This is a genomic window from Paenibacillus sp. sgz302114, assembly GCF_056120345.1.
The window spans coordinates 71,420-96,020 of sequence record NZ_JBVYOI010000015.1 but is presented as its reverse complement, the minus strand read 5'-3'; the positions used below and the strand labels follow the sequence as shown (position 1 = coordinate 96,020).

At 52.3% G+C, this 24,601-nt stretch carries 29 protein-coding genes; 7 read left to right on the top strand and 22 right to left on the bottom strand.

Annotated elements, in window-relative coordinates:
* Window positions 1-179: 179 nt before the first annotated feature.
* Window positions 180-944 carry a stage II sporulation protein R gene (gene spoIIR, locus AC0LWF_RS24575; protein ID WP_474654168.1) on the bottom strand — a complete coding sequence of 255 codons (765 nt, stop codon included), beginning with the start codon at window positions 942-944 and terminating at the stop codon, window positions 180-182.
* Window positions 945-1,136: 192 nt separating this feature from the next.
* On the opposite strand from spoIIR, the gene AC0LWF_RS24570 reads away from it, so the two are divergent.
* The 3 genes from AC0LWF_RS24570 to AC0LWF_RS24560 are packed head-to-tail and all read left to right on the top strand — an operon-like array spanning window position 1,137 to window position 4,731.
* Complete coding sequence (locus tag AC0LWF_RS24570) at window positions 1,137-2,216, top strand: GerAB/ArcD/ProY family transporter (protein WP_474654167.1); 1,080 nt, start codon at window positions 1,137-1,139, stop codon at window positions 2,214-2,216.
* Window positions 2,213-3,610: a spore germination protein gene (locus AC0LWF_RS24565; protein ID WP_474654166.1), complete on the top strand. Its 1,398-nt coding sequence runs from the start codon at window positions 2,213-2,215 to the stop codon at window positions 3,608-3,610. The genes AC0LWF_RS24570 and AC0LWF_RS24565 overlap by 4 nt, the downstream gene beginning before the upstream one ends.
* A 2-nt stretch (window positions 3,611-3,612) precedes the next feature.
* Entirely contained in the window at window positions 3,613-4,731 is a 1,119-nt protein-coding gene (locus tag AC0LWF_RS24560; protein WP_474654165.1) for a Ger(x)C family spore germination protein, read from the top strand.
* Window positions 4,732-4,780: 49 nt separating this feature from the next.
* Here AC0LWF_RS24560 and prmC read toward each other — a convergent pair whose 3' ends face one another.
* The 3 genes from prmC to ychF form a co-directional block, all read right to left on the bottom strand.
* Window positions 4,781-5,773: a peptide chain release factor N(5)-glutamine methyltransferase gene (gene prmC, locus AC0LWF_RS24555; RefSeq protein WP_488656660.1), complete on the bottom strand. Its 993-nt coding sequence runs from the start codon at window positions 5,771-5,773 to the stop codon at window positions 4,781-4,783.
* A gap of 157 nt (window positions 5,774-5,930) precedes the next feature.
* Window positions 5,931-7,004 (bottom strand): peptide chain release factor 1, encoded by a 1,074-nt coding sequence (prfA, locus tag AC0LWF_RS24550; protein ID WP_474654164.1) that lies wholly within the window; start codon window positions 7,002-7,004, stop codon window positions 5,931-5,933.
* A 165-nt stretch (window positions 7,005-7,169) separates the two neighbouring features.
* The gene (gene ychF, locus AC0LWF_RS24545; protein ID WP_474654163.1) at window positions 7,170-8,270 is read right to left on the bottom strand and encodes a redox-regulated ATPase YchF; all 1,101 of its coding nucleotides are present in this window, start codon (window positions 8,268-8,270) and stop codon (window positions 7,170-7,172) included.
* A gap of 192 nt (window positions 8,271-8,462) precedes the next feature.
* Between ychF and AC0LWF_RS24540 the strand changes: the two genes are divergently transcribed.
* Complete coding sequence (locus AC0LWF_RS24540) at window positions 8,463-8,609, top strand: hypothetical protein (RefSeq protein WP_474654162.1); 147 nt, start codon at window positions 8,463-8,465, stop codon at window positions 8,607-8,609.
* A gap of 280 nt (window positions 8,610-8,889) precedes the next feature.
* On the opposite strand, the gene AC0LWF_RS24535 is transcribed toward AC0LWF_RS24540, so the two are convergent.
* The 9 genes from AC0LWF_RS24535 to AC0LWF_RS24495 form a co-directional block, all read right to left on the bottom strand.
* Complete coding sequence (locus AC0LWF_RS24535) at window positions 8,890-9,660, bottom strand: MerR family transcriptional regulator (RefSeq protein WP_474654161.1); 771 nt, start codon at window positions 9,658-9,660, stop codon at window positions 8,890-8,892.
* A gap of 193 nt (window positions 9,661-9,853) precedes the next feature.
* Window positions 9,854-10,273, bottom strand: coding sequence for a hypothetical protein (locus AC0LWF_RS24530; protein WP_474654160.1), 420 nt, complete (start codon window positions 10,271-10,273; stop codon window positions 9,854-9,856).
* A 9-nt stretch (window positions 10,274-10,282) separates the two neighbouring features.
* Window positions 10,283-10,420 carry a hypothetical protein gene (locus tag AC0LWF_RS24525; RefSeq protein ID WP_474654159.1) on the bottom strand — a complete coding sequence of 46 codons (138 nt, stop codon included), beginning with the start codon at window positions 10,418-10,420 and terminating at the stop codon, window positions 10,283-10,285.
* Entirely contained in the window at window positions 10,417-10,902 is a 486-nt protein-coding gene (locus AC0LWF_RS24520; protein WP_474654158.1) for an accessory gene regulator B family protein, read from the bottom strand. Before AC0LWF_RS24520 ends, AC0LWF_RS24525 begins: the two co-directional genes overlap by 4 nt.
* Window positions 10,877-11,458, bottom strand: coding sequence for a hypothetical protein (locus AC0LWF_RS24515; RefSeq protein ID WP_474654157.1), 582 nt, complete (start codon window positions 11,456-11,458; stop codon window positions 10,877-10,879). The genes AC0LWF_RS24520 and AC0LWF_RS24515 overlap by 26 nt, the downstream gene beginning before the upstream one ends.
* 186 nt (window positions 11,459-11,644) lie before the next feature.
* Window positions 11,645-12,880, bottom strand: coding sequence for a molybdopterin-dependent oxidoreductase (locus tag AC0LWF_RS24510; protein ID WP_474654156.1), 1,236 nt, complete (start codon window positions 12,878-12,880; stop codon window positions 11,645-11,647).
* Window positions 12,881-13,003: 123 nt separating this feature from the next.
* Complete coding sequence (gene trxA / locus AC0LWF_RS24505) at window positions 13,004-13,315, bottom strand: thioredoxin (RefSeq protein ID WP_474654155.1); 312 nt, start codon at window positions 13,313-13,315, stop codon at window positions 13,004-13,006.
* 75 nt (window positions 13,316-13,390) lie between these two features.
* Window positions 13,391-13,819: an RrF2 family transcriptional regulator gene (locus tag AC0LWF_RS24500; RefSeq protein ID WP_116188161.1), complete on the bottom strand. Its 429-nt coding sequence runs from the start codon at window positions 13,817-13,819 to the stop codon at window positions 13,391-13,393.
* 109 nt (window positions 13,820-13,928) lie between these two features.
* On the bottom strand, window positions 13,929-14,810 hold the full coding sequence (locus tag AC0LWF_RS24495) for a DUF72 domain-containing protein (RefSeq protein ID WP_474654154.1): 882 nt from the start codon (window positions 14,808-14,810) through the stop codon (window positions 13,929-13,931).
* A 169-nt stretch (window positions 14,811-14,979) separates the two neighbouring features.
* Here AC0LWF_RS24495 and AC0LWF_RS24490 point away from each other — a divergent pair, with 169 nt between their 5' ends.
* Complete coding sequence (locus tag AC0LWF_RS24490) at window positions 14,980-15,615, top strand: DsbA family oxidoreductase (RefSeq protein WP_474654153.1); 636 nt, start codon at window positions 14,980-14,982, stop codon at window positions 15,613-15,615.
* A gap of 56 nt (window positions 15,616-15,671) precedes the next feature.
* Here the strand turns inward: AC0LWF_RS24490 and AC0LWF_RS24485 are convergent, their stop codons facing one another.
* The 3 genes from AC0LWF_RS24485 to AC0LWF_RS24475 are packed head-to-tail and all read right to left on the bottom strand — an operon-like array spanning window position 15,672 to window position 17,004.
* Complete coding sequence (locus AC0LWF_RS24485) at window positions 15,672-15,995, bottom strand: DMT family transporter (RefSeq protein ID WP_474654152.1); 324 nt, start codon at window positions 15,993-15,995, stop codon at window positions 15,672-15,674.
* On the bottom strand, window positions 15,996-16,370 hold the full coding sequence (locus AC0LWF_RS24480) for a DMT family transporter (RefSeq protein WP_474654151.1): 375 nt from the start codon (window positions 16,368-16,370) through the stop codon (window positions 15,996-15,998).
* Between the two features lie 22 nt (window positions 16,371-16,392).
* Window positions 16,393-17,004 carry a TetR/AcrR family transcriptional regulator gene (locus AC0LWF_RS24475; RefSeq protein ID WP_474654150.1) on the bottom strand — a complete coding sequence of 204 codons (612 nt, stop codon included), beginning with the start codon at window positions 17,002-17,004 and terminating at the stop codon, window positions 16,393-16,395.
* A 181-nt stretch (window positions 17,005-17,185) separates the two neighbouring features.
* Between AC0LWF_RS24475 and AC0LWF_RS24470 the strand changes: the two genes are divergently transcribed.
* Both AC0LWF_RS24470 and AC0LWF_RS24465 read left to right on the top strand, forming a co-directional pair.
* A complete protein-coding gene (locus tag AC0LWF_RS24470; protein ID WP_474654149.1) occupies window positions 17,186-18,163 on the top strand; it encodes a copper amine oxidase N-terminal domain-containing protein in 978 nt (325 codons plus the stop codon).
* Between the two features lie 56 nt (window positions 18,164-18,219).
* On the top strand, window positions 18,220-18,723 hold the full coding sequence (locus AC0LWF_RS24465) for a hypothetical protein (protein WP_474654148.1): 504 nt from the start codon (window positions 18,220-18,222) through the stop codon (window positions 18,721-18,723).
* A gap of 390 nt (window positions 18,724-19,113) precedes the next feature.
* Here AC0LWF_RS24465 and AC0LWF_RS24460 read toward each other — a convergent pair whose 3' ends face one another.
* The 6 genes from AC0LWF_RS24460 to mobA form a co-directional block, all read right to left on the bottom strand.
* Window positions 19,114-19,878, bottom strand: a complete 765-nt coding sequence (locus AC0LWF_RS24460; protein ID WP_474654147.1) for a GTP cyclohydrolase II — start codon at window positions 19,876-19,878, stop codon at window positions 19,114-19,116.
* 176 nt (window positions 19,879-20,054) lie between these two features.
* Window positions 20,055-21,389 (bottom strand): beta-N-acetylhexosaminidase, encoded by a 1,335-nt coding sequence (gene nagZ / locus AC0LWF_RS24455; RefSeq protein WP_474654146.1) that lies wholly within the window; start codon window positions 21,387-21,389, stop codon window positions 20,055-20,057.
* A 142-nt stretch (window positions 21,390-21,531) separates the two neighbouring features.
* Entirely contained in the window at window positions 21,532-22,356 is an 825-nt protein-coding gene (locus tag AC0LWF_RS24450; protein WP_474654145.1) for an alpha/beta hydrolase family protein, read from the bottom strand.
* 95 nt (window positions 22,357-22,451) lie between these two features.
* Window positions 22,452-22,571 carry a DNA alkylation repair protein gene (locus AC0LWF_RS24445; protein ID WP_474654175.1) on the bottom strand — a complete coding sequence of 40 codons (120 nt, stop codon included), beginning with the start codon at window positions 22,569-22,571 and terminating at the stop codon, window positions 22,452-22,454.
* Window positions 22,552-23,157, bottom strand: coding sequence for a DNA alkylation repair protein (locus AC0LWF_RS24440; RefSeq protein ID WP_474654144.1), 606 nt, complete (start codon window positions 23,155-23,157; stop codon window positions 22,552-22,554). Before AC0LWF_RS24440 ends, AC0LWF_RS24445 begins: the two co-directional genes overlap by 20 nt.
* Window positions 23,158-23,735: 578 nt before the next feature.
* The gene (mobA, locus tag AC0LWF_RS24435; protein ID WP_474654143.1) at window positions 23,736-24,371 is read right to left on the bottom strand and encodes a molybdenum cofactor guanylyltransferase; all 636 of its coding nucleotides are present in this window, start codon (window positions 24,369-24,371) and stop codon (window positions 23,736-23,738) included.
* Window positions 24,372-24,601 lie beyond the last annotated feature (230 nt).

Here is a 24,601-nt window from a genome sequence, read left to right as displayed (position 1 = left end):
TTGCTTTCATTTTCACTTCAACGGGATAGCTAACTCTTGTTGCCAACGCAAAAACACCTCCAAGTTGTCCTCCACATCTTACGACATGGGGCCTTTCACTTGAAGGTGTTTTAATTTGTCTCACGCTACGGGGTCAGTCCCCAAATGCGGATGAGCTTTTTCTATTGAACAAGCAGCTACTAGCTGAACAGATGGTGGAAGAAGCTAATAATAGATTTGATGACGTCCCACAGGAAGAAGCGAACTTCCGGTTGTTTAGCTGGAGCATCGGCATTTTGCGCGACCCCGCCGTTGCTGCCGCTTGAATCCGAGTTGGATGCTGAATCTTGAACTTTCGCCGCTGTGTCTGCATTGCCGCTGCCTTCTGCGTCTTTCACAGTCGTCTTCGCCACGTTTGTCGCCACTGCCGCGGTTGCCGGCGTCGAGGACTCACCACTCACTGCATCCACGAAGCAGAGCGGCGGGAACAGCACGCACCACCAGTTCTGACCTGCACCTGCGCCGAGCGTAATGCGAAGCGCCTCATAGTTGCCAGCTGGATAAACTTCAGTTCCGTATATTTTAGTTGGAAACGGCACCATGCCGAGCTCCGCCTTGTATCCATAGTGAAAACCACGCGAGTTCAATGTCTCCCCTACAATCGCCTCGATGTCATGCATGTGCGAGCGAATCGTAAGACGCGCTTCTTCAATCGTTTGCGGACCAGTGACCCATGTGTTCATTTGCGCGACAACCGCATCACGCACCTCGCGTTTCACAAGCTGATCCATCGCGGAATCAGAGTTTGCAAGAATACGCAAGCGGATCGATTCCGCTGGAATGCTGCCGCCGGCAATGGCCGCGTCAGCGCGCTGGCTTTCCCAGCTCATAAGCAGCAGCGCTGCCAGAAGAAGAACATAACCGTAAGCAGGACGATAAGGAAAACGGGAATAAGTGCGGATCATAACGATAAGCTCCTTTGTGGCACCCGTCGGTGCAGCGGCTTCTCGTTCCGGAACGTTTATATCCCCATTATGTCCCTAGCAGAGACTCTCTAAACCTTGTAATCTCTTAATAGTTTCCAATCCTGCGCGACTCGAATCGGACAAGAATAGCCAGGGGGAAATTGGAAATCCTACGACGTGAGGTGAATACTTTTGTCGCAATTTTCCAATCCCAAAATAAGCAGCCTGCAGGCTAGTCTGCTCAACATTAATGCGATCATCACACTCGCGCAAATGACCGCTTTCACTTTGCTCCCCGAGATTGCGAAGCGAGATGCCGTGATCAGCTGTTCGATCGGATTAATCGCCTATTGGTGTTATTCCCTATGGCTCTTCACGATCCTAAACAAACAAGAACCGGGGCAATCCTTTCTGGATACGTTGAAATCCAAAGTCGGCTCCTGGGCAGCCGGCATCGTAAAAGGATGGATTCTCCTGTATTTAGTAGTCGAAGCCTTCATCATCTTCAGAAGTTACATCACTTTTATTAAAACGATGATCCTCCCCTCTACTCCGGTTTGGGCCATCGCGCTGCCAGCTTTGTTATTATGCGTTTATTTGTCCCTCAAAGGGATCAAACCTCTTGCGATTATGATCACCCTATTGACGCCTGTCATTGTATTCATGTTTCTGCTGCAATCGGTTTTCACCATCCATTTCAAGCATTTCGACTTGCTGTTGCCATGGTTCAGCGAAGGCTGGCAGCCGATCTTGCATGGCGCGCTCATCCCTTTTCGCTGTGGCATCGATGGCTTTGTCTTGCTGCTCATCTTCCCTCAAATGGAGGGACGGTTGAAGTTCAAGCATCTCGTCGCTTCGATCTTGTTTGTTTCCATTCTTCTTCTCTACACCACCATATCGATTCTGACGACGTTCGGCCCTTACGAAGCGGTGAAACAACGTTACCCGAATTATATGCAGTGGCGGCTTGTCCGCATTAGCAGCTTCGTCGAGCACGTGGACTTCTTCGCCATGTTTCAATGGACGTCGATGGACATCGTCCTGGTCGCATTATCATTGTGGATCATCCTGAACCTCTTCTTCACGAAGAGCCTGCATCAGCGGATAGGGAGCTTGACGCTAGCTGCACTGCTACTCTTCGGCATGGAGATTCACATCGGAGACGAAGCCTTCAGCCTTCTGCGCAATTATTTCTACCCGTTATCCGCGATCTCCATCTTATGCTGGACCGTCATTGCCCAACTGACAACGAAGAAACGAGTGATCTCATGAAAATTAAAGACGCCGGGGAAGCAGATATACGTGCATTATTCAAAGGCTGCTACGATGTTAAGATCGAGAAACACGGCAGCGCATTGACCGTATACTGCGACGGGATGGCGGATCATAAGCAGCTTTCTTCACATGTGCTGCCGCGATTGGCTGATATGATCGAGAACGAGGAAATCCCTCTTCTGGCAGAGAACGAGGAGCTCGGGCAGCTGGCACAATCGGTATTTTCCGGTTATGCCGTCTTCTTATTCATCTCAGGTACCGGCACGGTCGCCTACGAATCCGACATCGCAAGTCCGCCCAGCCGATCTCCTGAGGAGTCTGCAAGCGAAGCCTCGATCCGTGGACCGCGGGATGGGTTTACAGAAGAGCTATCAACGAATGTCGCCTTGATCCGCAAGCGGCTCAAAACCGACTCGCTCCGTTACGAGCATTTTACCATCGGCAAACGCGGGAGGACCGGGCTTGGGCTGCTCTATATCCAGGATGTGATTCATCCTCCCTTCGTGGAAGAAGCGCGCGACAGAATCCGTAGAATAGATGTCGATTCACTTGTAGGCAGCGGGCAGCTCGAGGAATATTTAAGCGATTCCAGCGACTCCATCTTTCCGCTCATCGATTACATCGGCCGGCCTGATTTTGCTGTCGAGGCGCTGCTGCGCGGCAGGTTCGTTATTATGGCGGATGGGTTTCCGATTGCCGTAATCGCTCCATCGAGTCTCACGGAGCAGTTGAAATCGCCCGAGGACGTCCATTTTCCATATTCCTATACGTTCATGCAGCGCTTGCTCCGGCTCGTCGGACTGATCGTCGCCATGACATTGCCAGGCCTCTATATTGCTTTTACTTGCTACAACATTGATCAAATCCCGTTCTATTTGTTGACCACCATCTCTGTCGCTCGTGCAGGGATTCCCTTCCCCGCGCCGATTGAAGCGCTGTTCATGATGGGATTGTTCGAGCTCTTCCGTGAAGCCGGCGTCCGCCTACCCAAAGCGGTTGGCCAAACGGTGACGGTCGTAGGCGGACTCATTATCGGCGATGCCGCGATCAGATCCGGTCTTGCCTCTCCGGCACTGCTGATGGTCATTGCCGTTACAGCCGTCGCTTCCTTCTCGCTCGTCAATCAATCGCTAACAGGAACCGTCACGATCGTGCGCATCTATATTTTGCTCATTTCCTCTTGTCTTGGCATATACGGATTTTGCATAGGCGTTCTATCTGTTCTAGCCTACACATGCACATTGACCTCCTTCGGCACCTCCTATTGGGCGCCGCTGGACGACATTCGTCTCAAATCCGCGCTCGTAGCGCTGGCGAATCGTCCCTTCAAGTCGAAGAAACGAAGACCCCGCTCACTGCGCCCGACAGATACATCCAAGCAAGGAGGGTGAGTATGCGAACAAGATTGCTGCGAATATCCACGCTGCTCTCCATGCTCTCGTGCCTGCTGCTCTTGAGCGGTTGCTGGGACATGAAGACGATGCAAAATCTGATTTATCCGATTGCGATCGGAGTCGATTACAAGAACGCCCAGTACGAAGCTTATGTTCAAATCGCCAACTTCAGCTACGTCGCCAAAACCGAAAGCGGCACAGGCAGCGGACCTAAGGTCTCCATCGGCAAGTCAACCGGAAAAACAATGGGTGCCGCATTAGCATCCATTGTCGAAACCTCACAGCGTAGAGTCTATTGGAGCAATGTGCGCTGTTACGTGTTTACCGCGAGCGCGCTGCAGGCCGGAGGCACGGAATACTTCGATACGCTGAAGAGATACCGGGAGAACCGCTATACCCCATGGGTGTTCGGGACGCAGGAGCCAATTGAAGACATTCTCAAAGCCCAAGCCTTCTTCAACATGTCCCCTATGATGAACATCAATAACGAGCCGGAGGACTCCTACCGCCAACGATCGATGTTTAGGCCTATTATCGCCTTGGAATATCAAGTCAATCTGAACGAGCCTGGGCGAACGACGCTCATCCCCATTCTCGCGCTCGATAGAACCGCTTGGCAGACCGAAACGAAGCCTGATCCCAAGCTGAAACTAAGCGGCATGTTCGTGATTTCCGAGAAAACGTTCAAAGGCGGTTTAAACAAGAAGCAACTGGTTGGTCTGCGATGGATGGACAACCAAACGAAGCGAACGCCTGTTGAAACGAAGTACGCCAGCCTGTCCATTGACTCCGTCAAACATAAGATTACATATGAACAGCGTGGCGGCAGCCCCGTTTTTAGGATTAAAGTGAAAGCAGCCGGAAACAATGTGGAACTTACCGATCCAAAGGCCAGCGAGCGGATGATTGCCGAAGAAGCAGAGAAGCAAATCGCGAGCGAGATTAGGAGGAGCTATCTGGCAGGACTGCAGCTGGGCGTAGATTTATACAGCTTCAAGAGCAAGCTGTTTCAGAAGAAGTACCCGAATTGGAATAACGTCGAGCTGGATGCGGATTCGTTAGCTAAAATCGACGTCAGCGTGTATGTGCAGCATGAAGGGAATTTAAAGAAGGGATAGCTTAAAAAGGCACTCGCATCCGCGAGTGCCTTCTATCGTTATGCATCTGCTATTCCACTGCCAGCACATGCCGGCCGATGCCGGCGTAGTCGTTGATGATGCGCACCTCGCGCCACGCGCCGATGCCGCGAAGCAGCTCCGCGACGGCTTCCGCTTGGCCCATGCCAAGCTCAAAGCCGACGATGCGCGGCATCGCGGACAGCTCCGCGAGCTGCCCGGCCATGCGCCGATACGGCGTCAAGCCGTCATCGCCGCCATCGAGCGCGAGGCGCGGCTCGTGATCGCGCACCTCCGGCTGAAGGCCGGCAATGTCCCCCGCCGGGATGTACGGCGGGTTCGAGACGAGCACGTCGATGCGCAGGCCGGCTACGCCACCGGCTTGCGCTTCGGCGCCGGGCAAGGGCGCCGTTGGCAGCGCGAACGGCCCGAGCAGGTCGCCCTGCACGAACGTCATGCGCTGCGAAGCTGGCACATGACGCTCCGCGTTCGTGCGGGCGACAGCGAGCGCGTCCGGCGACAGATCGGACGCGCAAACGCGCCACTGCGGACGCAGCGCAGCCAGCGTCACGCCAATGGCGCCGCTGCCCGTGCCGACGTCGACCACTGTCGGCACATCGACAGCCCCGCCGCCAGCGCCGGCTTCGCCGCGCGCCTGCGGCCACAGCTTGTCCGCGGCCTCGAGCACGGCCTCGACGAGCAGCTCAGTCTCCGGCCGTGGAATAAGCACGGCCGGCGTCACGGTGAACGGCAAGCCGTAGAACCACTGCTCGCCGATCAAATACTGCACCGGCTCACCTGCGGCTTTGCGCGCGAGCAGCTCCCTCCACCGCTTGTAATGCTGCGGCGGGAACAGCTCTCGCCAATCACGCAGCAGTTCCGTGCGAGATAGCCCGAGCACATGCAGCAGCAACAGCTCCGCGTTGTTACGCGGCTCCATAATGCCGCGTTCCTTCAGCAGCGCTGTCCCCTTCAAGCTTACATCTGCGATTGTCATGGGCACGAGCAGAGAAAAGCCAACCCCATCTGCATCCAGCTCTACCATGCCATCATCGCCAGCGCTATCAGCTGCTTGCTTCTGCAAAGCGACCTCTTCCGCTTCGCGATCTTTTTGCTCCGCCATCCTTATCGTCCCTTCCGTTCGTTCTTCTATGACAAAAAAACGGGAGCGCCACAAGCAGCTCCCGTTCCATTCACCTTAATTATGCGAGATTCTCGCGCTCCATCAATTCCGTCTGAGCGGTCAATGTCAGTGCGTTAATGATCTCTTCCATGTCCCCGTTGAGCACGGAATCCAGCTTGTGCAGCGTAAGGCCGATCCGATGATCCGTTACACGGCTCTGCGGATAGTTGTACGTCCGAATCCGCTCAGAGCGGTCGCCCGTACCGACTTTACTCTTACGTTCGCCGGCATACTTCGCTTCTTCCTCTTGACGGTGCAGATCGGAGATACGCGCACGAAGGACTTGCAGCGCCTTCGCCTTGTTCTCGTTCTGCGATTTGCCGTCTTGGCACTGCGCCATTATGCCTGTCGGCACATGAAGCACGCGAACGGCAGACTTCGTCGTATTAACGGACTGACCGCCAGCGCCGCTGGAGCAATACGTATCCACACGAATATCTTTGTCGAGGATTTCCACCTCAACCTCTTCAACCTCAGGCATAACCGCAACCGTCGACGTCGACGTATGAATACGTCCGCCCGATTCTGTTACAGGAATACGCTGTACACGGTGCGCGCCGCTCTCGAACTTCAGCTTGCTGTACGCGCCTTTGCCCGTCACCATGAAGATAACCTCTTTGAAGCCGCCAAGATCGCTCTCGCTCGCTTCCATCAATTCAACTCTCCAGCCTTGCGTATCCGCATACTTCATGTACATGCGGTACAAGTCTGATGCGAACAATGCCGCTTCGTCGCCGCCAGCCGCTCCGCGAATCTCGACAATTACGTTCTTGTCGTCGTTCGGGTCCTTCGGCAGCAGCAGGAATTGAATGTGCGCTTCCAGCTCTTCCTTGCGCGTGCTCAGTTCATCGATTTCCATCTTCACCATTTCGCGCATTTCATCGTCGAGCTTCTCGCCTTGCATCACTTTCGCATCGTCAAGCTGCTCAGATACTTGCTTGTATTCTGTGTATGCTTCATAAGGAGCCTGCAAATCCGACTGCTCCTTGGAGAAGTCGCGCAGACGCTTCGGGTCGCTTGATACGTCAGGATCACACAACAGCTCGCTCAATTTCTCATACCGGTCCGCGAGTGCTTGTAAACGGTCCAACACTGTCATTCACCTCTGTAAGTTAGAATAAATCTAATAATCGTCTCTTTAGTATAGCATAACGCGCATGAAACCATAAACGTGACAATTATGGATGATTTGGTGAAGCTTTGTTCGCTGCGCACAGCAAAAGGACCCGGACATCCGGGCCCTGCTGAGCAAACACATCTATACGTTGAAACGGAAGTGCATAACGTCGCCGTCTTGCACCACATATTCCTTGCCTTCAAGACGAAGCTGGCCTTTCTCCTTCGCCGCGTTCATCGAGCCTGCCGCGATCAAATCGTCATACGATACAACCTCTGCACGAATGAAGCCGCGCTCGAAGTCGGTGTGGATAACGCCTGCCGCTTGCGGAGCTTTCATTCCTTTGCGGATCGTCCAAGCGCGAACTTCTTGCACGCCTGCTGTGAAGTACGTGTACAGACCAAGCAGCTTGTAAGCTGCACGGATCAGACGGTTCAGACCGGATTCCGCTAGACCGAGCTCTTCGAGGAACATCTCTTTGTCCTCGCCTTCAAGCTCAGCGATCTCGGATTCCACCTTCGCGCTGATTGGCACCACTTCCGCGCCTTCTGCCTTCGCGAATTCACGAACCAATTCCACATAGCTGTTGCCATCGGAATTTGCCGCTTCGCCTTCGCTCACGTTCGCCGCATACAGTACTGGCTTCATTGTCAGCAGGTGCAGGTCGCGAATAAGCGCCTTTTCATCATCGGTAAGATCAATGCTGCGCGCTGGCATATCGTTGTAAAGCGCCTCTTTCACTTTCTCCAGCGTTTCCACCTCTTGCACGACTTTCTTGTCGCCGCCCTTAAGGTTTTTGCGGGAACGCTCGATCTTACGGTCAACGGAGTCAATATCCGCAAGGATCAGCTCCAGGTTGATCGTGTTGATGTCGCCGATCGGATCCACTTTACCGGATACGTGCGTAATGTTGTCGTCCTGGAAGCAGCGTACAACGTGTACGATTGCATCCACTTCACGGATGTGCGCGAGGAACTTGTTGCCGAGTCCTTCGCCCTTGCTCGCGCCTTTTACGATACCTGCGATATCAATAAATTCGAATGCAGTCGGCACTGTTTTGTTCGGCACAACAAGCTCTGTCAATTTATCCAAACGCGTATCCGGCACTTCTACAACGCCTACGTTCGGGTCAATCGTGCAGAACGGATAGTTCGCAGACTCCGCGCCTGCCTGAGTAATTGCATTAAATAAAGTCGATTTGCCCACGTTCGGCAAGCCGACGATTCCAGCTTTCAAAGCCATGAAGGAAGACACCCCTGTTCCGTAATAACAATCTCAGGACATTATACATGAAGCCACTTAAATAAAAAAGGTGAATCCGCTCATTCCCAGTGTGCGAGTTAACATTTTCAGCCATTAGCCGGCGCCTGCATGCCCTCCCCAAAATCCGAACATACTACGTTCGCAGGGCACATCCCCCGGAGGTGAGCGTTCTTGGAGAACAGTAAGCACAAAGGCAATTATAAAGGCACGACTGCGATGCACGCCAAAAATCAGGACATGGCCTTCGTCAATGATACGATTGAGGATGCCAAGTCCGTTACCAACTACAGCAATGTGAAGAAGAAGACCGACAAATAGCCGTTCGTTATTTAATTCGCGGAAGCTGAACGTCCTATTAGCTGCATAAATGCAATCATCCACTTATTCTCTGCTGACAGCGGCCGACTCATGAAATAAGTGCTAAAGTCCACTTATTTGCCGAGAATTCTGCTCATTATAGAGAAAAACGCTTCAAATAAGTGGATATATGCATTTACTTCACCGCTAATGGGCCAACTCCAGCAAAATAGGTGGATATATGCACTTATGTGGGTTTCCCAACAAGAAGAGGTGACCACTATCGGTCACCTCTTCTTCATTATTGCTTCGCACCCGTATAGATGTGAATCGCATCGCGCAGAAACTCCGCCGTACCCGGCTGGTTCACATCATAGTAAGCTCGGAAAAGCTCGTCGTCCACGTACATTTGCGCCAAGTTCGCGTGAGCTTCCTTGCTGTATTTCCCTTTTTCCCAATAGAAGCATAGCCACTGGCGATGCAGATCAGCTGCCTTCTGTGCAAGCTCGCTCGCCGGATCGCCCTGCCTCAATGCCTCCGCAAGCGTATCCTGCACTTCCTTTGCTAAACGCGTCACTTCGTCATACTGTTCTTGTGTCATATTTTGCAGCTTCTCATTCGACTTGTTCACGGCATCGTCGCCATACTTCTCGCGCACTTCCTTGCCGTACTTCTGCTCGTTTTCGTCGACCATCTGCTTCTTGAAGCCTTCAAACTTCTGTTTGTCCGTCATCGCCATTCTCCCTTCGGCCGATGCAATCGTCATGTCCACATTGGCAATGAGCGCATCAAGCTGATTTCGTCTGTCGAGAAGCTGCTGACGATGCTGAAGCAGCGCCGCCGCTCGGTCGAAGGACGGATCGGTGAGCATCGCTTTGATCTGATCCAGACTAACCCCAAGCTCGCGGTAAAATAAAATATGCTGCAGCCGATCAACCTCAGCCTGCCCGTAAATCCGGTATCCCGATGTGTTCATTCTCGCCGGCTTCAGAATGCCAATCTCATCGTAGAACCGCAGCGTCCTCGTACTGATGCCAGCGAGCTTCCCCAGCTTCTGCACCGTATATTCCATCCATCATCACCTCCCGACAAACCAAATGTACACCTTTCCGTAACGGCAATGTCAAACATTAGTTTTCCCTATTGCAATAACGACGCTGTATCGCACTTCCGGGAGATTATAACAAAAAAAGAGCCCAAAAGGGCTCTAGTAGATACGCCGTGATCGTTTGCGACTTTACGCATTCCGCTAAACAAAAAGACCCTCACAGCCCAAACTCGGGCTGAAAAGGTCTTCTAACGACAAGGTGCCGATATTCATCTGTCTTCGGTCTCGATACAGGAACATGGATATTACCTCCGCCTTTGAAGTAGGCGTCATTGCCATATCTCCCAATCTCGATCCGATCAACCAGAGGGACATTAACAAGATAAGAGCTGTGGAACAAATCGAACCCGTACGGCTGGAGCATTCGCTGGTAGCTTTCAACGCTGTGCAGCTGAAAGTAAGTAGCCTCTGCTGTAACGAACATCGGGATCCCAGGGGGATGCTGCGCCTTGACCCCCTTCTTGACGGGTCTTGAGGTAACCCCCATAAACAAAACCTCGTTCAGGATATCAAGGTTCTTGCAAACCACCTGATTATCAACAGGGTCCATCCGCACGCAGTATACCGAGATCGACATAGGGTCCACCTACTTTTTGTCGTTCTGCTTCTTATCACTTGGAATGTCGATACTGCCATAGAAAATCTTCAGCGTTTCAACCCCACTGTCTCTGCTAACCGTTGCATTTAGCGCATCCGATACCATCTTAGCCAATTTTCTCTTCATAGATGCCATCTCCTTAGTTGTATTAAAGAAAGCGATTGGAAAAATATTGCCAAAGCAATAATAGGCGATACTAGAAAGATATTCAATAAAATTATAGAAATAGGAAATAATTTTTTTTTAGCAGGAAATACACTGATTAGTAACATGGAAAGTATCGAAATAGTACCGATTCCATATACGCTTAATTCGATATGCGGAATGGCCGCGAGCACAGTTGTACTCAAAATGAGACAAATGTCTAAATTCCGAAAATGGTAACCACCTGTCAGCAGCCTTACTACCACAAATACAGCGATCGCAAGTGCAGTCTCTAGCAGCTTTCCCGTAAGTAATCCAATAATCAACGTGGCGATAATTACCCCGTAATTATTGACCTGCAATGCCAGAAGCGCTGTTAGCCTTTCGACACTACTGGTCTGTTCGGGATTGGCATTCTTGATTGCAGTCGCAGCTTTATTAGATAGATATACGATTACGCTCAACGTCGTTGTCTCTCCTGTATGTAAGCATAATTACAACTAAGAACAATATATTGGCCAATATAAATGCGGCAACAAGTTCATAACGTACGAACGACAAGTAGAAACTTATTGATAATGCTATTAGGGCAATGGTTGTACCGCAATAAACTCTCCATTTCTCTCTAGTCATATGGGAATCTATATAGAAATCATGCGGCGGTCTTATATATTTGGATATTCCTAAATTAAATACAATAATGCAATAAGCAATTGTATATGAGATCGACTGTGACATAAGCTGAGTAAGTACCGATTCTGCGCTATTCGATAAACTCAACATGTATACATCGACAAGCCCGGTTACTGTAGTTAATGCTACAATACTCATTTGAATCGCGAAGTAGCTGATCATCCCTACTCCTACAATACGAACCGAGCGATACAGCTTCACTTTCATCAAGAATCGCAATCCAATAATGAGCAAAATGATGTGATTCAGAGAATCGTAAACCGCACCAATATGCAGGATTTCTCTCCCAACAATCGAAGCCACTGCAACAATACTTGCAATAATCATAATCTCTCTCCAATACTCCCGTATCGGATATTGAAAGATCGAGAACATAATGAACGTAACCGCAAATGTGTCCATACAATCTAGAATAAAGTAAATTAGGTAGTCCAATCGGCTCGTCACCTCATTGAAACAGTTTATCCATATTCTACAATATTCGACAAAGTTATTCTATACGTTTCTAAGCGCTTACACCCAAGCATCATTATCGTAGCCGCGCTCTTCCCAGTACCCGATATGGACATGGTCAATAAGCTCGATGCGATTCAGCCATTTGACCGATTTGTACGTATACATCTTTGGCACAACGAGGCGCACAGGACCGCCAAGGTCGCTCGGAATGATCTTGCCATCATGCAGAACAGCAACCATGACATCATCCATATTCGCCTGCTCAAGCGTCAGCGAATCGGTGTAAACGCCGTCTCCCGAGTATAATTTGACCGCCTTCGCACCCGGCTTTACGCCCGCCATTGTCAGAAAATCCTTCAGCTTGATGCCCTCCCACGTATTATTGTAGACCGACCAGCCCGTCACACAGTGAAAATCACTCACCTGTACTTCCCGTTTGAGCGCAACGAACTGTTCCCAATTCCAACGCATCGGCTTCTCGACCAAGCCGTCGATAATAAAGGAAAAATTGTTGTTATCAAACTTCGGAATCTCCGTCACCGTATAGATCCGGAACGTCCCTTTGCTGCCCCCGCCAATGGGTGGCGATGAAGCCGGAAGCGCCCGAGGCAGAGGAACCATGTTGTTCGCGTCCGACCGGGCGATCTTCTCGATTGCCTCACCGGGACTCAGCGAGTTGCCAATCCATTTCAGAAAAGAAGGCCCGACTGTAACCGCGACGCCCACACCGACTGCCGCTCGGATGAAGGCACGACGCGACATGAGCGCTTGCGGCTGTCCAGCAGCCGGATGGAGGATCTCCCTCTTCTCGTTGCCCGTCTTGACGGTACGGCGATGCGGCTCCTTGAGCCATTTGAGACGTGTGATGGAATGATAGATGATGTACGGCAGGCCGACCCACGTCAGCACATCATGCACGTAGAGGGCATTATTCGACCAGCGAGGCCCGACGGCTCTGAACTGCCAGAGCAAGAGGCCCGACAGCAGCCAGCCAACGAGCAAACCGAGCACGATGAGCACATTGGCCTTCTGGCTTGTTTTGCCCTTCAGCTGTTTCCAGTGCTTCGCCGCAAGCAGCAGGTAGAAGACGACCGGCACAAGCGAAGCCATGCCGACCACGATATGTATATAGCGGATAATGACCCGGCCCTCGCCCAGAATGCCGCGCCACATCCCTTGAAACAAGACGAGCCCTGTCAGTGCAAGGATGACTACAATATAACCGTTCCAAGAATGGAGTGAAGTTAGCTTCTTTCCGTACCCTTTTCGCACACGAGCTAGCCAGTTCTGCATCTGCAGCACCCGCCTTCTTAAGATTTAGAAACCGTTTTCCTAATTATATCCTATGAGCATGAAGATCGTATGTAGAAAGAAAAAGCCCCCACACCACTGGTGCGAGGGCTCATGCTGCGCATCTTACAATTGACCTTGAATTTTGCTTGTAAGTGCTGCTTTGGATTGCAGGCCAACCATTTTGTCAACTGGCTGTCCATCTTTGAAGAGGATCAGCGTAGGGATCGACATTACGCCGAATTGGGAAGCCAATTCCGGCTCTTCGTCTACGTTGATTTTCGCGATTGTTGCGGAACCAGCAAGCTCAGTGGAGAGCTCCTCTACGATTGGAAGCTGCATTTTGCAAGGGCCGCACCATGGCGCCCAGAAATCAACGAGCGTTACGCCGCTCTCGATGCTTTTGTTAAAAGTGTCTTTCGTCAATGCTACTGCCATGTTCATTCATCCTCTCTACAAATAAGTTCGTAATCCTATGGGAAGGGATACCCCGACTCACCTAAAGCTCATGCCTCAAGGACACTGCTTGCATTCCTTGATCTGACCCAGCACACCTGCAATCGTTATGCCGCCAAAATAATTCTCAAGCTGCTTCTCCGCCCTGCAGAAAATGCCGTCCATCACTTCCCGCATGTTGGAGCCGACAACGCAGTCCATATCCGGGTCTCCCGAGCACCAGCTCGGAATGACGGAGCCTTGCGCCATCAGCCGATAAATATCGGCTAGGGTGACAACAGCTGGATCAAGCGTCAGCCGGTATCCGCCGCCTGCGCCTTCCCGCGTGTCGACATAACCGCCTCGCTTCAAACAGCTCATCACTTTGCGTATGCGGGCCGGATTGGTTGAAACATTATCAGCAATGGCCTCGCTTGGCGCCATACGTTCCGGCAAGTAAGCCAAGTAAACTAAACTGTGTACGGCAATGGTGAATTCGCTGTTCATGCTTTAGCAGCACCCCGCTTCATACTGTAATCATATCAGTTACAGTTGCAGCTGTCAACGGCGGCAGCTGTCTTATTTTGCGATACCGGGGGCTGCTCTATTCAATAATCTAGAACAGCTCGAGCTGTTCCGCATCCGCATCGCCCGGTGGCGGCAGCTCGAACGATCCGCGCGGCGGCAGCTGGTGCAGCATCGCCATGAGCTGCAGCGCATTGTCCGCCGCATCGCCGCCGGAGTTGTTGTTGAACAGCACGCATACGGTTCGCGAATGCCCAGTGAGGCGATTCAGACGCTCCACCCACTCGCTCAGTTCCTCGACATTGTAGCGATACAAGTAGCGCACGTCCCGCCAATTCGGCTGACCGGCGGACACCCAGCCGCTCGTATTGCGCCCGTGCAGCCGAACTAGCGTCAGCTCCTCGCTCGTCGCCGCTTCGACAAGCGGGATCGAGCCGTCGCCAGCCTGCGGCTCATCGCAGACCGTATGGAACCAGCCTTCCCGCTTCGTGAAGGCGATGGTCTTCTCCTGCATCTCCGGCGCATACCAGCTCTGATGGCGGAATTCGAGCGCGCACGGCACATCGCCCATGCGCGCCTTCGCCGCCCGCAACACGTCCACGTTGGCACGCGTGCAGTTGAACCATGGCGGGTATTGGAACAAGACCGCCATTAGTTTGCCCGCTTCGCGAATAGGTGTGATCGCATCGAGAAATGCTTGAAACATCGCGTCTTCGTTCTCGTAAGGATGGGTGCCTTTGCCTCGCGAATGGCCGGTCATGCCTTGATACGCTTTAATGACGAAGCGGAAGCCATCCGGCGTATCGTTTGCCCACTTCGCCATCGTTTGCGGCGACGCAATCGCATAGTAGCTGCTATCCACTTCGACAACGCGGAACCACTGCGCATAAGCGGGCAGTTTATTACGGGCTGCGGCGGCTCCGCGGTACAGCTCGGAATGGTCGCCCCAGCCGCATAAACCGATCTCGATCACGATTTGTCACCTCATATTTTGCAGCAGGACGGGTCTTGTCGCCCTTGCTTGATTGTGTAAACTGCATTAGCATGGAGATTAGCATAAGTTTACAGTGTCCGTATTCGGCAAAGCAACAACTGAACTTACATCATCAGTCAAACTAAGGGCGAAAGGTTGTCGTTTCCATATGCATATTGATCTGTACTCCGATATTGTCTGTCCGTGGTGCCGCATCGGCAAGCAAAATCTGTTCCGTGCCATCGAACTGTGGAAAGAGAAGAACGACGAGCCCGTCACTGTGACGTACCATGCATACCAGCTGGACCCGAACTTGCCGGAAGAAGGCCGTGCATTCGATGAAGTAATGACACGCAAGATGGGCGGTCCGGAGTCCTTGAAGCGGGCGATGGATCAAGTGACTAGAGCCGGCGCAGCTGTCGGCGTCACATTCCGCTTCGACTTGGTGAGCAGAATGCCGAACACTCGGCTGGCGCACCGATTCGTCGCTTTGCTGCCGGAGGAACATCACGCCAATGCGGTTGAGGAGCTGTTCCGCGCTTACTTCGAGGAAGGCATCGATGTTGCACAATTAAGCGCTATTATGAGCATTGCCGAGCAACTTGGCGTCAATACACCTGATCTGGAGAAGCAGCTCGCGAGCGGCGAGGGCGGAGAAGCGGTTGATGCTGACCTGCGGAAGGCTCAGCAGCTTGGGATTACAGGCGTTCCATTCGTTATTTTCAACAATCGTTATGCCTTGTCGGGTGCATACCCGGCCGAGGAGATGCTCGGGCTGATGAGCGGCGTGAATACAGGGGTATAAATGAGAAAAAGCTGAGGCGGATAAGCTCCGCGCTCAGCTTTTATATTTTCTATGAGTTAGTGCCCTCCGCCGACAATTCGAAGTCCGATCACACCGATTATAATCATACCGATAAAGAGCAGTTTGCGTTTGTCCTTCGATTCGCCGAATACGGTCATCCCGAGCACGACGCTGCCAACCGAGCCAATTCCCGTCCATACAGCATAGGCCGTACTCATCGGAATGCCCTGGAGCGACCGCGATAAGAAGTAGAAGCTGACGAAGCCCGCACCAAGCGCGAGCAGCGTTCCTTTCCAATTCTTAAAGCCGTTCGACAGCTTAATCCCCGTCACACCGCCGACTTCTCCAAGCCCCGATATGAGAAGATACAACCATTCCATCTAGCTGTTCCCTCCTTTCGAACCACCGCTTGCTTGAACGGGATCGCTTGTATCAGGATCAGCAGCGATCATTTTGAGTCCGATGATGCCGCTCATGAGCAGCGCGATGAACACCAGCTTGAGCACATCAACAGGTTCATCCAGGAATAGGATGCCGGTGATGACCGTGCCGACCGTTCCAATGCCTGTGAATACCGCATAGGCGGTACCGATCTCGATCTTCCGCATCGCCGTCGAGAAGAACATGAAGCTTATAATAAGCAGCGCTACCGTAACGACGCTCGGTACGAGCCGCGTAAATCCATGCGATGCCTGAAGCCCATAAGCCCAGCAAATTTCAAGCAAGCCTGCAATGAGCAGAAAAAGCCATGCCATGATGTTGTATTCCCCTTTCGCGTTAGGCCCTCGGCCGCAGCTTTGGCGTCGTCCTCTCCACCGATTCCCGCAGGCAATCCCAGATGAGTGCTTGCCGCTTCCTATATAGCGCCGAATCGTACAATTTATATTCAACGAGCAGACCGTCTATTAAGGCATAGAATAGCGCCAGCAGACGCTCGGTCTGTTCTAACTCTGGCAGTAAGCCGCCATCTGCCGTTGCACAGCGGTTTAGCAGTTCGGTAAGATGTGATGAAACTTGATTCTCATAGGCGATAAAATCCTGCCCAAGCCGTTCTTCCAGATGCCGTGGCGGAACGAGCAGCGTCCGCTTCAGAAAGGATTGCCCTTGCGTAATGTGGTCCAAATCAGTGTAAAAGATAAATGCCGCGTTCAGACGGTCCATCGGCGGATGATCCGCAGTCTCCGCCAGCATCTGCATAAACTTCGAATGTTCCTCTCGAATCGCATCGTCGATCAGCTCCAGAAGCAGCTGCTCCTTGGACTCGAAATGGGCATAGATCGACGGCGTCTTAATGCCAACCGCCTTCGCAATCTCCGAGAGAGACACGCCTTCGTAGCCCGACTCCGCGAATAGCGTGAGCGCCGCTTGCTTTATCCGGTTCGACGTCATTATGGATCACAATCTCCCTTAGAGTAATCTGAACGTGCACACCACTCGCTCACTTGCCTAACGAACGTTAGTTAGCTAACCTCAAGTGATCATAACGACTTTGCGAGGTGGTGTCAAGAGTTAAGATGCGTAACTTTCCCGTCTGACCAGACGTCTGAACTTTATATAAAGGAGGTTTCCCATGAAGAAAATAATTACCCTCACAGCCGCGCTAAGTTTACTGGCAGCGAGTTCGGTCGCCAATGCGTCAACAACGCGCCATATTATCGTGAACGATCAGACTGTATCGTCTTCGACCGATTTCACTCCGATTGTGGAGAATGGCAGATCGCTTGTCCCGCTTCGCGTCGTCGCAGACGCGCTTGGCGCTTCCGTATCTTGGGATGCCAAGTCGCGGACAGCTTCGGTGCGCAAATGGTCGGATTCGATTGTGTTCAAGGCAGGCTCTAAGACGGCTACGGCTGTATATGGAAACGTGAGTCCGGACCCGCAAACCGTAGCGCTCGATACGGAAGTGATTGTTCGGCGGGATCGCGTTTATGTGCCGCTTCGCATGATCGCCCATTCACTCGGTTATTTCGTTGACTTACGCGGGAACGGCAGCATTGTGCTTCAATCGTCATTAAGCCAGTCCGACCGGGAGTTGCTCGCGACAGGTACATTGAGCGATGCACGAATGTTTGTGAAAACCAAAGGCGCGATGAACGCCCGTTATGCCCAGCTGCCAACCATGTATCCATCACAAGGGAGAGAAGGCTACGCCGCAACGTTCTTGTTCCCTGCCGGTGAAGCGAATCGCTTCTTCTTGGTATCAGGCGACACGGCTGCTTTCTACGAATTGAAAGGCGGCTTCTTCGTGATCACTTGGCGAGCGCTTATTCCCCTTGGCAAGAAGGACGAGCTCGGCTTGTTCATGGAAGGTAGATATACGGAGGCGACGGGCATGTATCCGGCAGATCTCAAAGGCAAAGGCTTCTTCTATTCCACCATTAGCTCCATCGTCACTAGTGAACGGCGGGAAACGGGGTGGATCGCTGCGGACGGCACCACCACCCGGCTCGGCATCAAATGGACCATCTGCGAAGAAGTGAAGGAACAATCCGGCTCCCTTGCTCTGGTCGCACCCGATGAGACGAGAAAAGAAGTTAGGCTGCCTTAAAGTCGCGGAGTTATCGTCAGAGAAGAAACTAATATTTTTGTAGGAGGTGTCTTGCGATGACGAAGTTCAAACTTACTGCGCTCGCGCTGCTGCTCGCGGCTCTGCTCACCGGATGTACAGCTGAAGCGGCTGCACCCCGGCAGCTGACATCGGAGCAAGTCGTCGAGTCTATGCGACAGGCCGGAGTAAAGCTGCATAGCTTGCATGTCAAAGGCGGCAGATTCCCTGGCGGCATCTATGCTCGTTTGCTGGACCGGGTGAACCCGAACACCTACAGCATTGATACGTATGCGATGGGACTGGTCACGGACAACCCATCCTCCAAGGAGGCCGACCATTCCCTCGCTTCAGTCGTCAATCTGTCCATCTACATGTTCGATTCCGAGGCGGAGCGGGTTCGGGGACGGAAGGATTTTGACGCACAGATGCTGGCGATGCCGCAGCTGCAAGTGCATCCGCGCATCTATGAGAAAGACAACGTGATGGCCGTCTATTTGCGCAGCAACGATTTCAAGGATCTCGTCGACGAGGAAATCGGTGAAGCGATGGATAAGCTGTAGCAGCTGCATGCTCACACCACGTACCGAGGGCAGTCTAACGAATCGTATGGCGCTTATTAGCCCCATAATCGCTCTTTTTAAATTCTAACGAACCCCAGCGTCCTTATTTGCGCGAAAATGGATGATATCCGAGCCAATGAACCGAATAACACTTCTGGAGTTCGTTAAAATTCCAAATCAGCCTATTCCGGACGAATAGCGTCTCCTGAGTTCGTTAGCGTGTTAGCGCATTGGTGAGAGCGCGTATTGTTGTGCGATTTGGCTGCTGAGGGCACCGAAAACAAAGACCCCCGCGTTCCAACCAACGCGAGGGTCTACATACCACCAGCTAAGGACGAGCACTTCACCAACTCGGGCCCTCAACTGACACCGCACCGACCTCGGCACGACTCACGGAATCGTCAGCTCCTCGGCATAATGCCCCGACCGATTCACCTTCGTCTCCAAGTACTTACGGTTAAACTCCGAAATATCGCCCCACAGCGGCACGCGATCATCGACGTTCATACCCGATGCCTTAAGCGCCGCAAGCTTCTTCGGATTGTTCGTGATGAGCGTCACCGGCTTGCTTCGCAGATGCGACAGCACGAGCAGCGTGTCCCCGTAGCTGCGCGTATCATCCTGAAAGCCGAGCTCCAGATTCGCCTCCACCGTGTCGTATCCCTTCTCCTGCAATATATATGCCATCGCTTTGCTGAACAGCCCGATGCCGCGCCCTTCATGATTGGCGAGATAGAACAGCGCGCCCGTTCCGTGGCTGGCAATCATCTTCATCGACTGATGCAGCTGAAAGCCGCAATCACATCGCTTACTGCCGAAGATATCGCCCGTATGGCAAATACTATGCATCCGAATGAGAGCATCTGCGTTGTTCGCGAAGTCGCCGTAGACGAGCACGCTCGACTGCTGCTTCTCCGCCAAATTCGACTCCGACAGCTGCTCAATCAAGTACTCCGTGCGCTCTTTCTCCCGACATCCGCCCTCGCTGTGTACGAGATCCTTACACGGCAGCCAGCAGTACCACTGGAACTTCACGGTTTCTCCGTCCAAATTAACCGGCAGCGAGATCGGACCTACCAGAATAATCGTGCCCCGCTTACTCTTTAACGTCTGAATCCGGTCGTCCAATATTGCAACGATTGCTTCATCGATCACTTCTCATGTGCCCCCTATCGCAAGCAAGCTGCTATTAGTTTGAGATGCGGCGATAGGAATTATTCGACTGCTTCCTGCATGACATCCTCTGCCAAAAACTTCTGAAATCTAACACATACATGACATAAATGAAAGACGCCAAGCAGCGAGCAAAACTGCTTGATGTCTTTTTCCGTCTATTTCGCTGCACGGGCAGCTGCCGCCGTTTCCTTCCGGATCGCAGCATTGATCCCCTTCAAATCAGGCACAGCCGCCACCTTCGCATCCGACAGCCCATAACGTCCCTTCAATGCCAAAATCCGCAGCACACTCTCGTTAATCCGCTGCTCGGTCAATTCCCCCTTGCTTACGCTCTTCTTGAGCGCTGCAATGACCGCGTCCACATTCGCATATTCATGCGCAATAAGCACAATATCGCTGCCTGCTTTCACCGCCTGCACCGCCGCTTCGCCCATGCCATAATGGTTAGCAATTGCCCCCATCGTCAGATCGTCGGTGACGATAACATCTTTGAACCCCAATGTACCGCGCAGCTCATCCGTGATGACACGCTTTGACAATGAAGCCGGCCACTTCGCATCCAGCTTCGGGAACAGGATATGCGCAATCATAACCACATCTGCCCCATCGCCGATCGCTTCCTGGAAAGGACGCCATTCGAACGCTTTTAGCTGCGACAAGCTTTTATATACAATCGGCAGTTCGAGATGCGAATCCACAGAAGTATCCCCATGCCCAGGAAAATGCTTCACAACCGGTACAACCTTCTCGCCTTGCAGCCCCTCCATCACAGCAAGCCCCATCTTCGTCACAAGGTCCGCAGTCGCTCCAAAAGAACGGTCTCCGATCACCGGATTGTTCGGATTGCTATTAATATCGAGCACGGGCGCAAAATCAACATTAAACCCCATCGCCTTGCTCGCCTCTCCAAGCAAATGGCCAATTCTCCCCGCATAAGCCGTATCGCCGGTATCGCCTACTGCTTTCCCGCTTGGCAGCGCAACAAGACCAGGAAGACGCGCCACTCTGCCGCCTTCTTCGTCGACAGTAACGAGCAGCGGCGATGCGTTTCCGCCGTTCCACGTTTTCAGCTGATTTACATACGCAGCTACTCCGCTCGGCGTCGCCACATTATCCTTATAGAAAATAACCCCGCCGACATGCTGCTGCGCAATCATCCGCTTCGCCCGCGCGTCCGCTTTCTTTCCTTCCACGCCTGCGATAATCATCGCGCCAAGCTTCTCGTCAAGCGACATTTGATCGAGCTGCTTCTCGATCTCTGACTTCGGCGGCGGCTCCTCAGCAGGGGGCTGCTGATCCGGCTCATCGGCAGGAGCGGACGGCTCCTCAGGCTGGTTCGGTTCTGTAACGGAATGCTGATCCGTTCCTCCATTCTGCCCGGAAGCGGGCGTTTCTGGAGGCTGCTCCGCAAGCTCATGGGAAGCACAGCCATTCAGCAGCAGAATCGCAACTGTTAGCGCCGCGGCGCGGGCTTTTATATTCCGAATCATCGTCAAATCACCTGCTTTCGGACGTATCGTGATTTCCTTATTGTTTCCTCATCCGGAGCAGAAGAACCTCTATTCACATTGGAAATGCAAAAAAACCACCCTCTCTCACAACCAGAAAGGGTGATTATCCTGACATCTAATGTTAGATTGTCCACAAACTCCAATCATTCCGTCGCTTGCCGATGGCATTAATCCATCTGAGCGAAGTATCAAACAGCTGCTCGCGGGAAGCTTTCGACGAGAAAGTATGATCTGCCTGCAGGATCACTTCCTTGTCACAGCCACCTTCCTTGCGAAGCCAGAACATCTTCTGATACAAGAAGCAATAATCGACCGGGATGACCATATCTGCAGTGCCGTGTACGATCAGCACTTCACCGCCGTAGCCGCTCAGCTCTGTCAGCGGTTGGTATTGTGCAAGCGAATCCGTGAAGCGCTTCGTAAATTCGTAGTGCATATGGTCGGTTTTGCCGTCGGTCTCAATTTCTTTGATCGCCTTCGCACCGATAATATTGCGGATATCTAGGAACGGATGAGCGACTGGAGCCCACAGCACAAGCGATTTAACGCGATTGTCGCGCGCCGCCGTGAGTACGGCAACCGCACCGCCTAGGCTATGGCCCAGCAGCGTAATTCGCTCATGGTCAACTAGATCCAGGCTAGATGCGTAGTCAATCACGGTACGTGTCTGAGCGATCAGCTCGTCGAGTCCTCCGCTGCCATAATCTCCGGTACTCTCTCCGCAGCCGCCGTAATCAAACCGCAGCACGAGATAACCACTGCGTGTCAGCCGTTCCGCCGCTTCGACGAACAATCGATCCGTTCCCATTCGGTTGCCGATAAAGCCGTGGCATATAATAACAAGCGGAAATTTTGCCGCATATTTCGTCTCTGGATCACACTGGGGATACTGAAGTACGCCCGATAAAAGTAAATCGCCGCTCTTAATCGTTATAGGATGATTCATCTTCGCACCACCTTATTCCTATAATTCCTACCTACTTTGTTGGAATTAACTTTACCATGAACGAAGCTCTCCGTCAATTACCATTTTGCCAAACTTTAGTTGCCGATATGCTTGAGCGCTTCACGCACGCTCAGCGGTGACAGCTCTGTCTCCGCGACGAATTGTTTGACCGCCGCCGCATCCGTCTTGCCATACTCACGAAGCGCCCAGCCAATCGCTTTGCGGATGAAGAAATCTTCCTCGTGCGCAGGTTCTGCGAATCAAATCGAAGAGCAGCGGTACATCCGTCTTCGTCTTGCAGCCTAGCTGGAACAGAATCGCCGTTCGGCGCAGCCACAGGTTATCCGCTTCATCCATCCACTTCGAAGTATATGGCGCTACCATCTCCGGATGCTTCGCAAACAACGTGCCGACAAGGTGGCTGGCAATGAGATCTACCGTGTCCCACCACGAGTTCGTCGTGACCATAAACTCCAGCAACGGCGCGTCCTCAGGCCGCAATTCCTTCTTCCGCTTCTCCATCAGAACCATCGCCGTATAATGAAACTCCCTCTCTGGCATCGCCCACAATTCGCGGACGACTTTCTCGAGCGCTTCACCAGACGGAACGCCATTCGCCTTTATGAACTGCTTCGTAAGCGAAGCACGCTCCGGCGTACGGATCCCGAGAAAAGGGAACAAGCCTCTCATATAAGCGGACATCGCCTCTGCAGCCTCCACGTTAGCATGGCTGCGCAGCAGCGCTTCTATGTCTTTGCAATAAGTCGGCGACACCGTCGATACTGCACGTGAACCCATCATCCCCAGCCTCCTTTATGATTCGATTATAAATTCTTCAGCCTCCAACTACAATTTACATCGACATAACATGACAAGTCATTTGTAAGAATTAATAACACATTGCGTAATTTGGATGTAGCGCGAATCACTTGTTCCAGATACTGGTGGATAACGCCCGAAATGAGCGACAAAAAGAGGGAGGGGATGTCACATATCGTTACAATTTCGCAGAAAGGGTCGAAGAGAAGGGGAAAGGTGGCGTTTTGGGGGATACAGAGGGTTTAGAGAGAGTGAACCGGAGTGACTAAGGAAAGTCAGGGGTAAAGCGGTACCAAGTGTGGATAGGTGAACGAGGAATGGGCGATGGAGGGCGTGCCAGAAGAGATTTACGGGAAAGCAAGTTAAAGAGCCGACAGGTGGCGAATGCTGAGCGCGTACAGATTCAGGGAGAGGACAGTGACAAACCACATTGCCGAGTGTAGAGAGAATTAGGCACGGAGCCGATCGATTACGGTTTACTCAAAGCCGAGAGTGTACCTGTTTAAAGAAAGCGACAACATTAAACTACGTTCGGCAGAACGTACCGACGCCTACTCACATCAACGCCGCTCCGCCATGTACTGCGCATAGAGCTCCGGCGTATTGAGGTTAATGAAAGCCTCCGCTTCTTCGGGAGTCGGCTCCAGCTGACGAGCATCCAGTCCTTTCAGAAAAGACATGACGCGAAGATCCCGCTGCTCCAGAAGCTGCTGCAACTTGGCGACTACGCTCGTATTGTATAGGGCGTGAAAAGGCTGATTCGCCGTGGTGCGAATGACAGCTGGACGTCTTTCGCCCTCCGCTTCCCACATTGAAGCAGAAGCGATCATTCGCGCGAGCAGCGATCCCGACAGCACAGGCATATCGCAAGCCATAGCGAAGCCATAAGCTTGTCCTTGAATGGTCGACAACGCCGCGTGCAAGCCGGCCAGCGGACCGCAATTTATATATGTGTCGCGGACAAATTCAAGCGTCCCTTGAACACCATCCAGCGCCTGCCGATACACCTCTTCCCGCCGTCCGTCCCCTGCTGAAATGATGATTTTACCGCCGATTCCAGCGCTCAGCATCTGCTCGGCAATGATGCGCAGCAGCACCTTTTCGCCAACCGGCAGCAATGCCTTATCCGTCCCCATTCTACTGCTCTGACCGCCCGCCAGAATGACGCCGTGAATATCCGCGCCTGTTAGTGCCATCCCGCTTCCTCCTCTCTTTGAGCAAAATTGTTGTCACCAGTATACCATGTGCCTGTGTCCTTCTTACCCTCTCTTATATCCAGAAATTATGCTTTGTTTACCTAATTGACGAAAACGCTTCCCTACGTTATGATGAGCCTGCGTATTTCAATATGCATGGCGTGTTACCTTACGTAAAGGGCATGAGCCAAGAAACTTTCTGCTGCCGGCGGAATTTTTCTTGGCTCTTT

What these genes read in the sequence shown, in the direction of transcription:
- AC0LWF_RS24510 (WP_474654156.1), bottom strand. Translation starts at nt 12,880, where the DNA reads ATGCAGAACTGGCTAGCTCGTGTGCGAAAAGGGTACGGAAAGAAGCTA.
- AC0LWF_RS24565 (WP_474654166.1), top strand. Translation starts at nt 2,213, where the DNA reads ATGAAAATTAAAGACGCCGGGGAAGCAGATATACGTGCATTATTCAAA.
- spoIIR (WP_474654168.1), bottom strand. Translation starts at nt 944, where the DNA reads ATGATCCGCACTTATTCCCGTTTTCCTTATCGTCCTGCTTACGGTTAT.
- AC0LWF_RS24475 (WP_474654150.1), bottom strand. Translation starts at nt 17,004, where the DNA reads ATGACGTCGAACCGGATAAAGCAAGCGGCGCTCACGCTATTCGCGGAG.
- AC0LWF_RS24480 (WP_474654151.1), bottom strand. Translation starts at nt 16,370, where the DNA reads ATGGCATGGCTTTTTCTGCTCATTGCAGGCTTGCTTGAAATTTGCTGG.
- AC0LWF_RS24515 (WP_474654157.1), bottom strand. Translation starts at nt 11,458, where the DNA reads ATGATTATTGCAAGTATTGTTGCAGTGGCTTCGATTGTTGGGAGAGAA.
- AC0LWF_RS24450 (WP_474654145.1), bottom strand. Translation starts at nt 22,356, where the DNA reads ATGAATCATCCTATAACGATTAAGAGCGGCGATTTACTTTTATCGGGC.
- nagZ (WP_474654146.1), bottom strand. Translation starts at nt 21,389, where the DNA reads ATGATTCGGAATATAAAAGCCCGCGCCGCGGCGCTAACAGTTGCGATT.
- trxA (WP_474654155.1), bottom strand. Translation starts at nt 13,315, where the DNA reads ATGGCAGTAGCATTGACGAAAGACACTTTTAACAAAAGCATCGAGAGC.
- AC0LWF_RS24470 (WP_474654149.1), top strand. Translation starts at nt 17,186, where the DNA reads ATGAAGAAAATAATTACCCTCACAGCCGCGCTAAGTTTACTGGCAGCG.
- prmC (WP_488656660.1), bottom strand. Translation starts at nt 5,773, where the DNA reads ATGGTAGAGCTGGATGCAGATGGGGTTGGCTTTTCTCTGCTCGTGCCC.
- AC0LWF_RS24490 (WP_474654153.1), top strand. Translation starts at nt 14,980, where the DNA reads ATGCATATTGATCTGTACTCCGATATTGTCTGTCCGTGGTGCCGCATC.
- ychF (WP_474654163.1), bottom strand. Translation starts at nt 8,270, where the DNA reads ATGGCTTTGAAAGCTGGAATCGTCGGCTTGCCGAACGTGGGCAAATCG.
- AC0LWF_RS24440 (WP_474654144.1), bottom strand. Translation starts at nt 23,157, where the DNA reads ATGATGGGTTCACGTGCAGTATCGACGGTGTCGCCGACTTATTGCAAA.
- AC0LWF_RS24525 (WP_474654159.1), bottom strand. Translation starts at nt 10,420, where the DNA reads ATGAAGAGAAAATTGGCTAAGATGGTATCGGATGCGCTAAATGCAACG.
- mobA (WP_474654143.1), bottom strand. Translation starts at nt 24,371, where the DNA reads ATGGCACTAACAGGCGCGGATATTCACGGCGTCATTCTGGCGGGCGGT.
- AC0LWF_RS24485 (WP_474654152.1), bottom strand. Translation starts at nt 15,995, where the DNA reads ATGGAATGGTTGTATCTTCTCATATCGGGGCTTGGAGAAGTCGGCGGT.
- AC0LWF_RS24530 (WP_474654160.1), bottom strand. Translation starts at nt 10,273, where the DNA reads ATGTCGATCTCGGTATACTGCGTGCGGATGGACCCTGTTGATAATCAG.
- AC0LWF_RS24465 (WP_474654148.1), top strand. Translation starts at nt 18,220, where the DNA reads ATGACGAAGTTCAAACTTACTGCGCTCGCGCTGCTGCTCGCGGCTCTG.
- AC0LWF_RS24535 (WP_474654161.1), bottom strand. Translation starts at nt 9,660, where the DNA reads ATGGAATATACGGTGCAGAAGCTGGGGAAGCTCGCTGGCATCAGTACG.
- AC0LWF_RS24560 (WP_474654165.1), top strand. Translation starts at nt 3,613, where the DNA reads ATGCGAACAAGATTGCTGCGAATATCCACGCTGCTCTCCATGCTCTCG.
- AC0LWF_RS24500 (WP_116188161.1), bottom strand. Translation starts at nt 13,819, where the DNA reads ATGAACAGCGAATTCACCATTGCCGTACACAGTTTAGTTTACTTGGCT.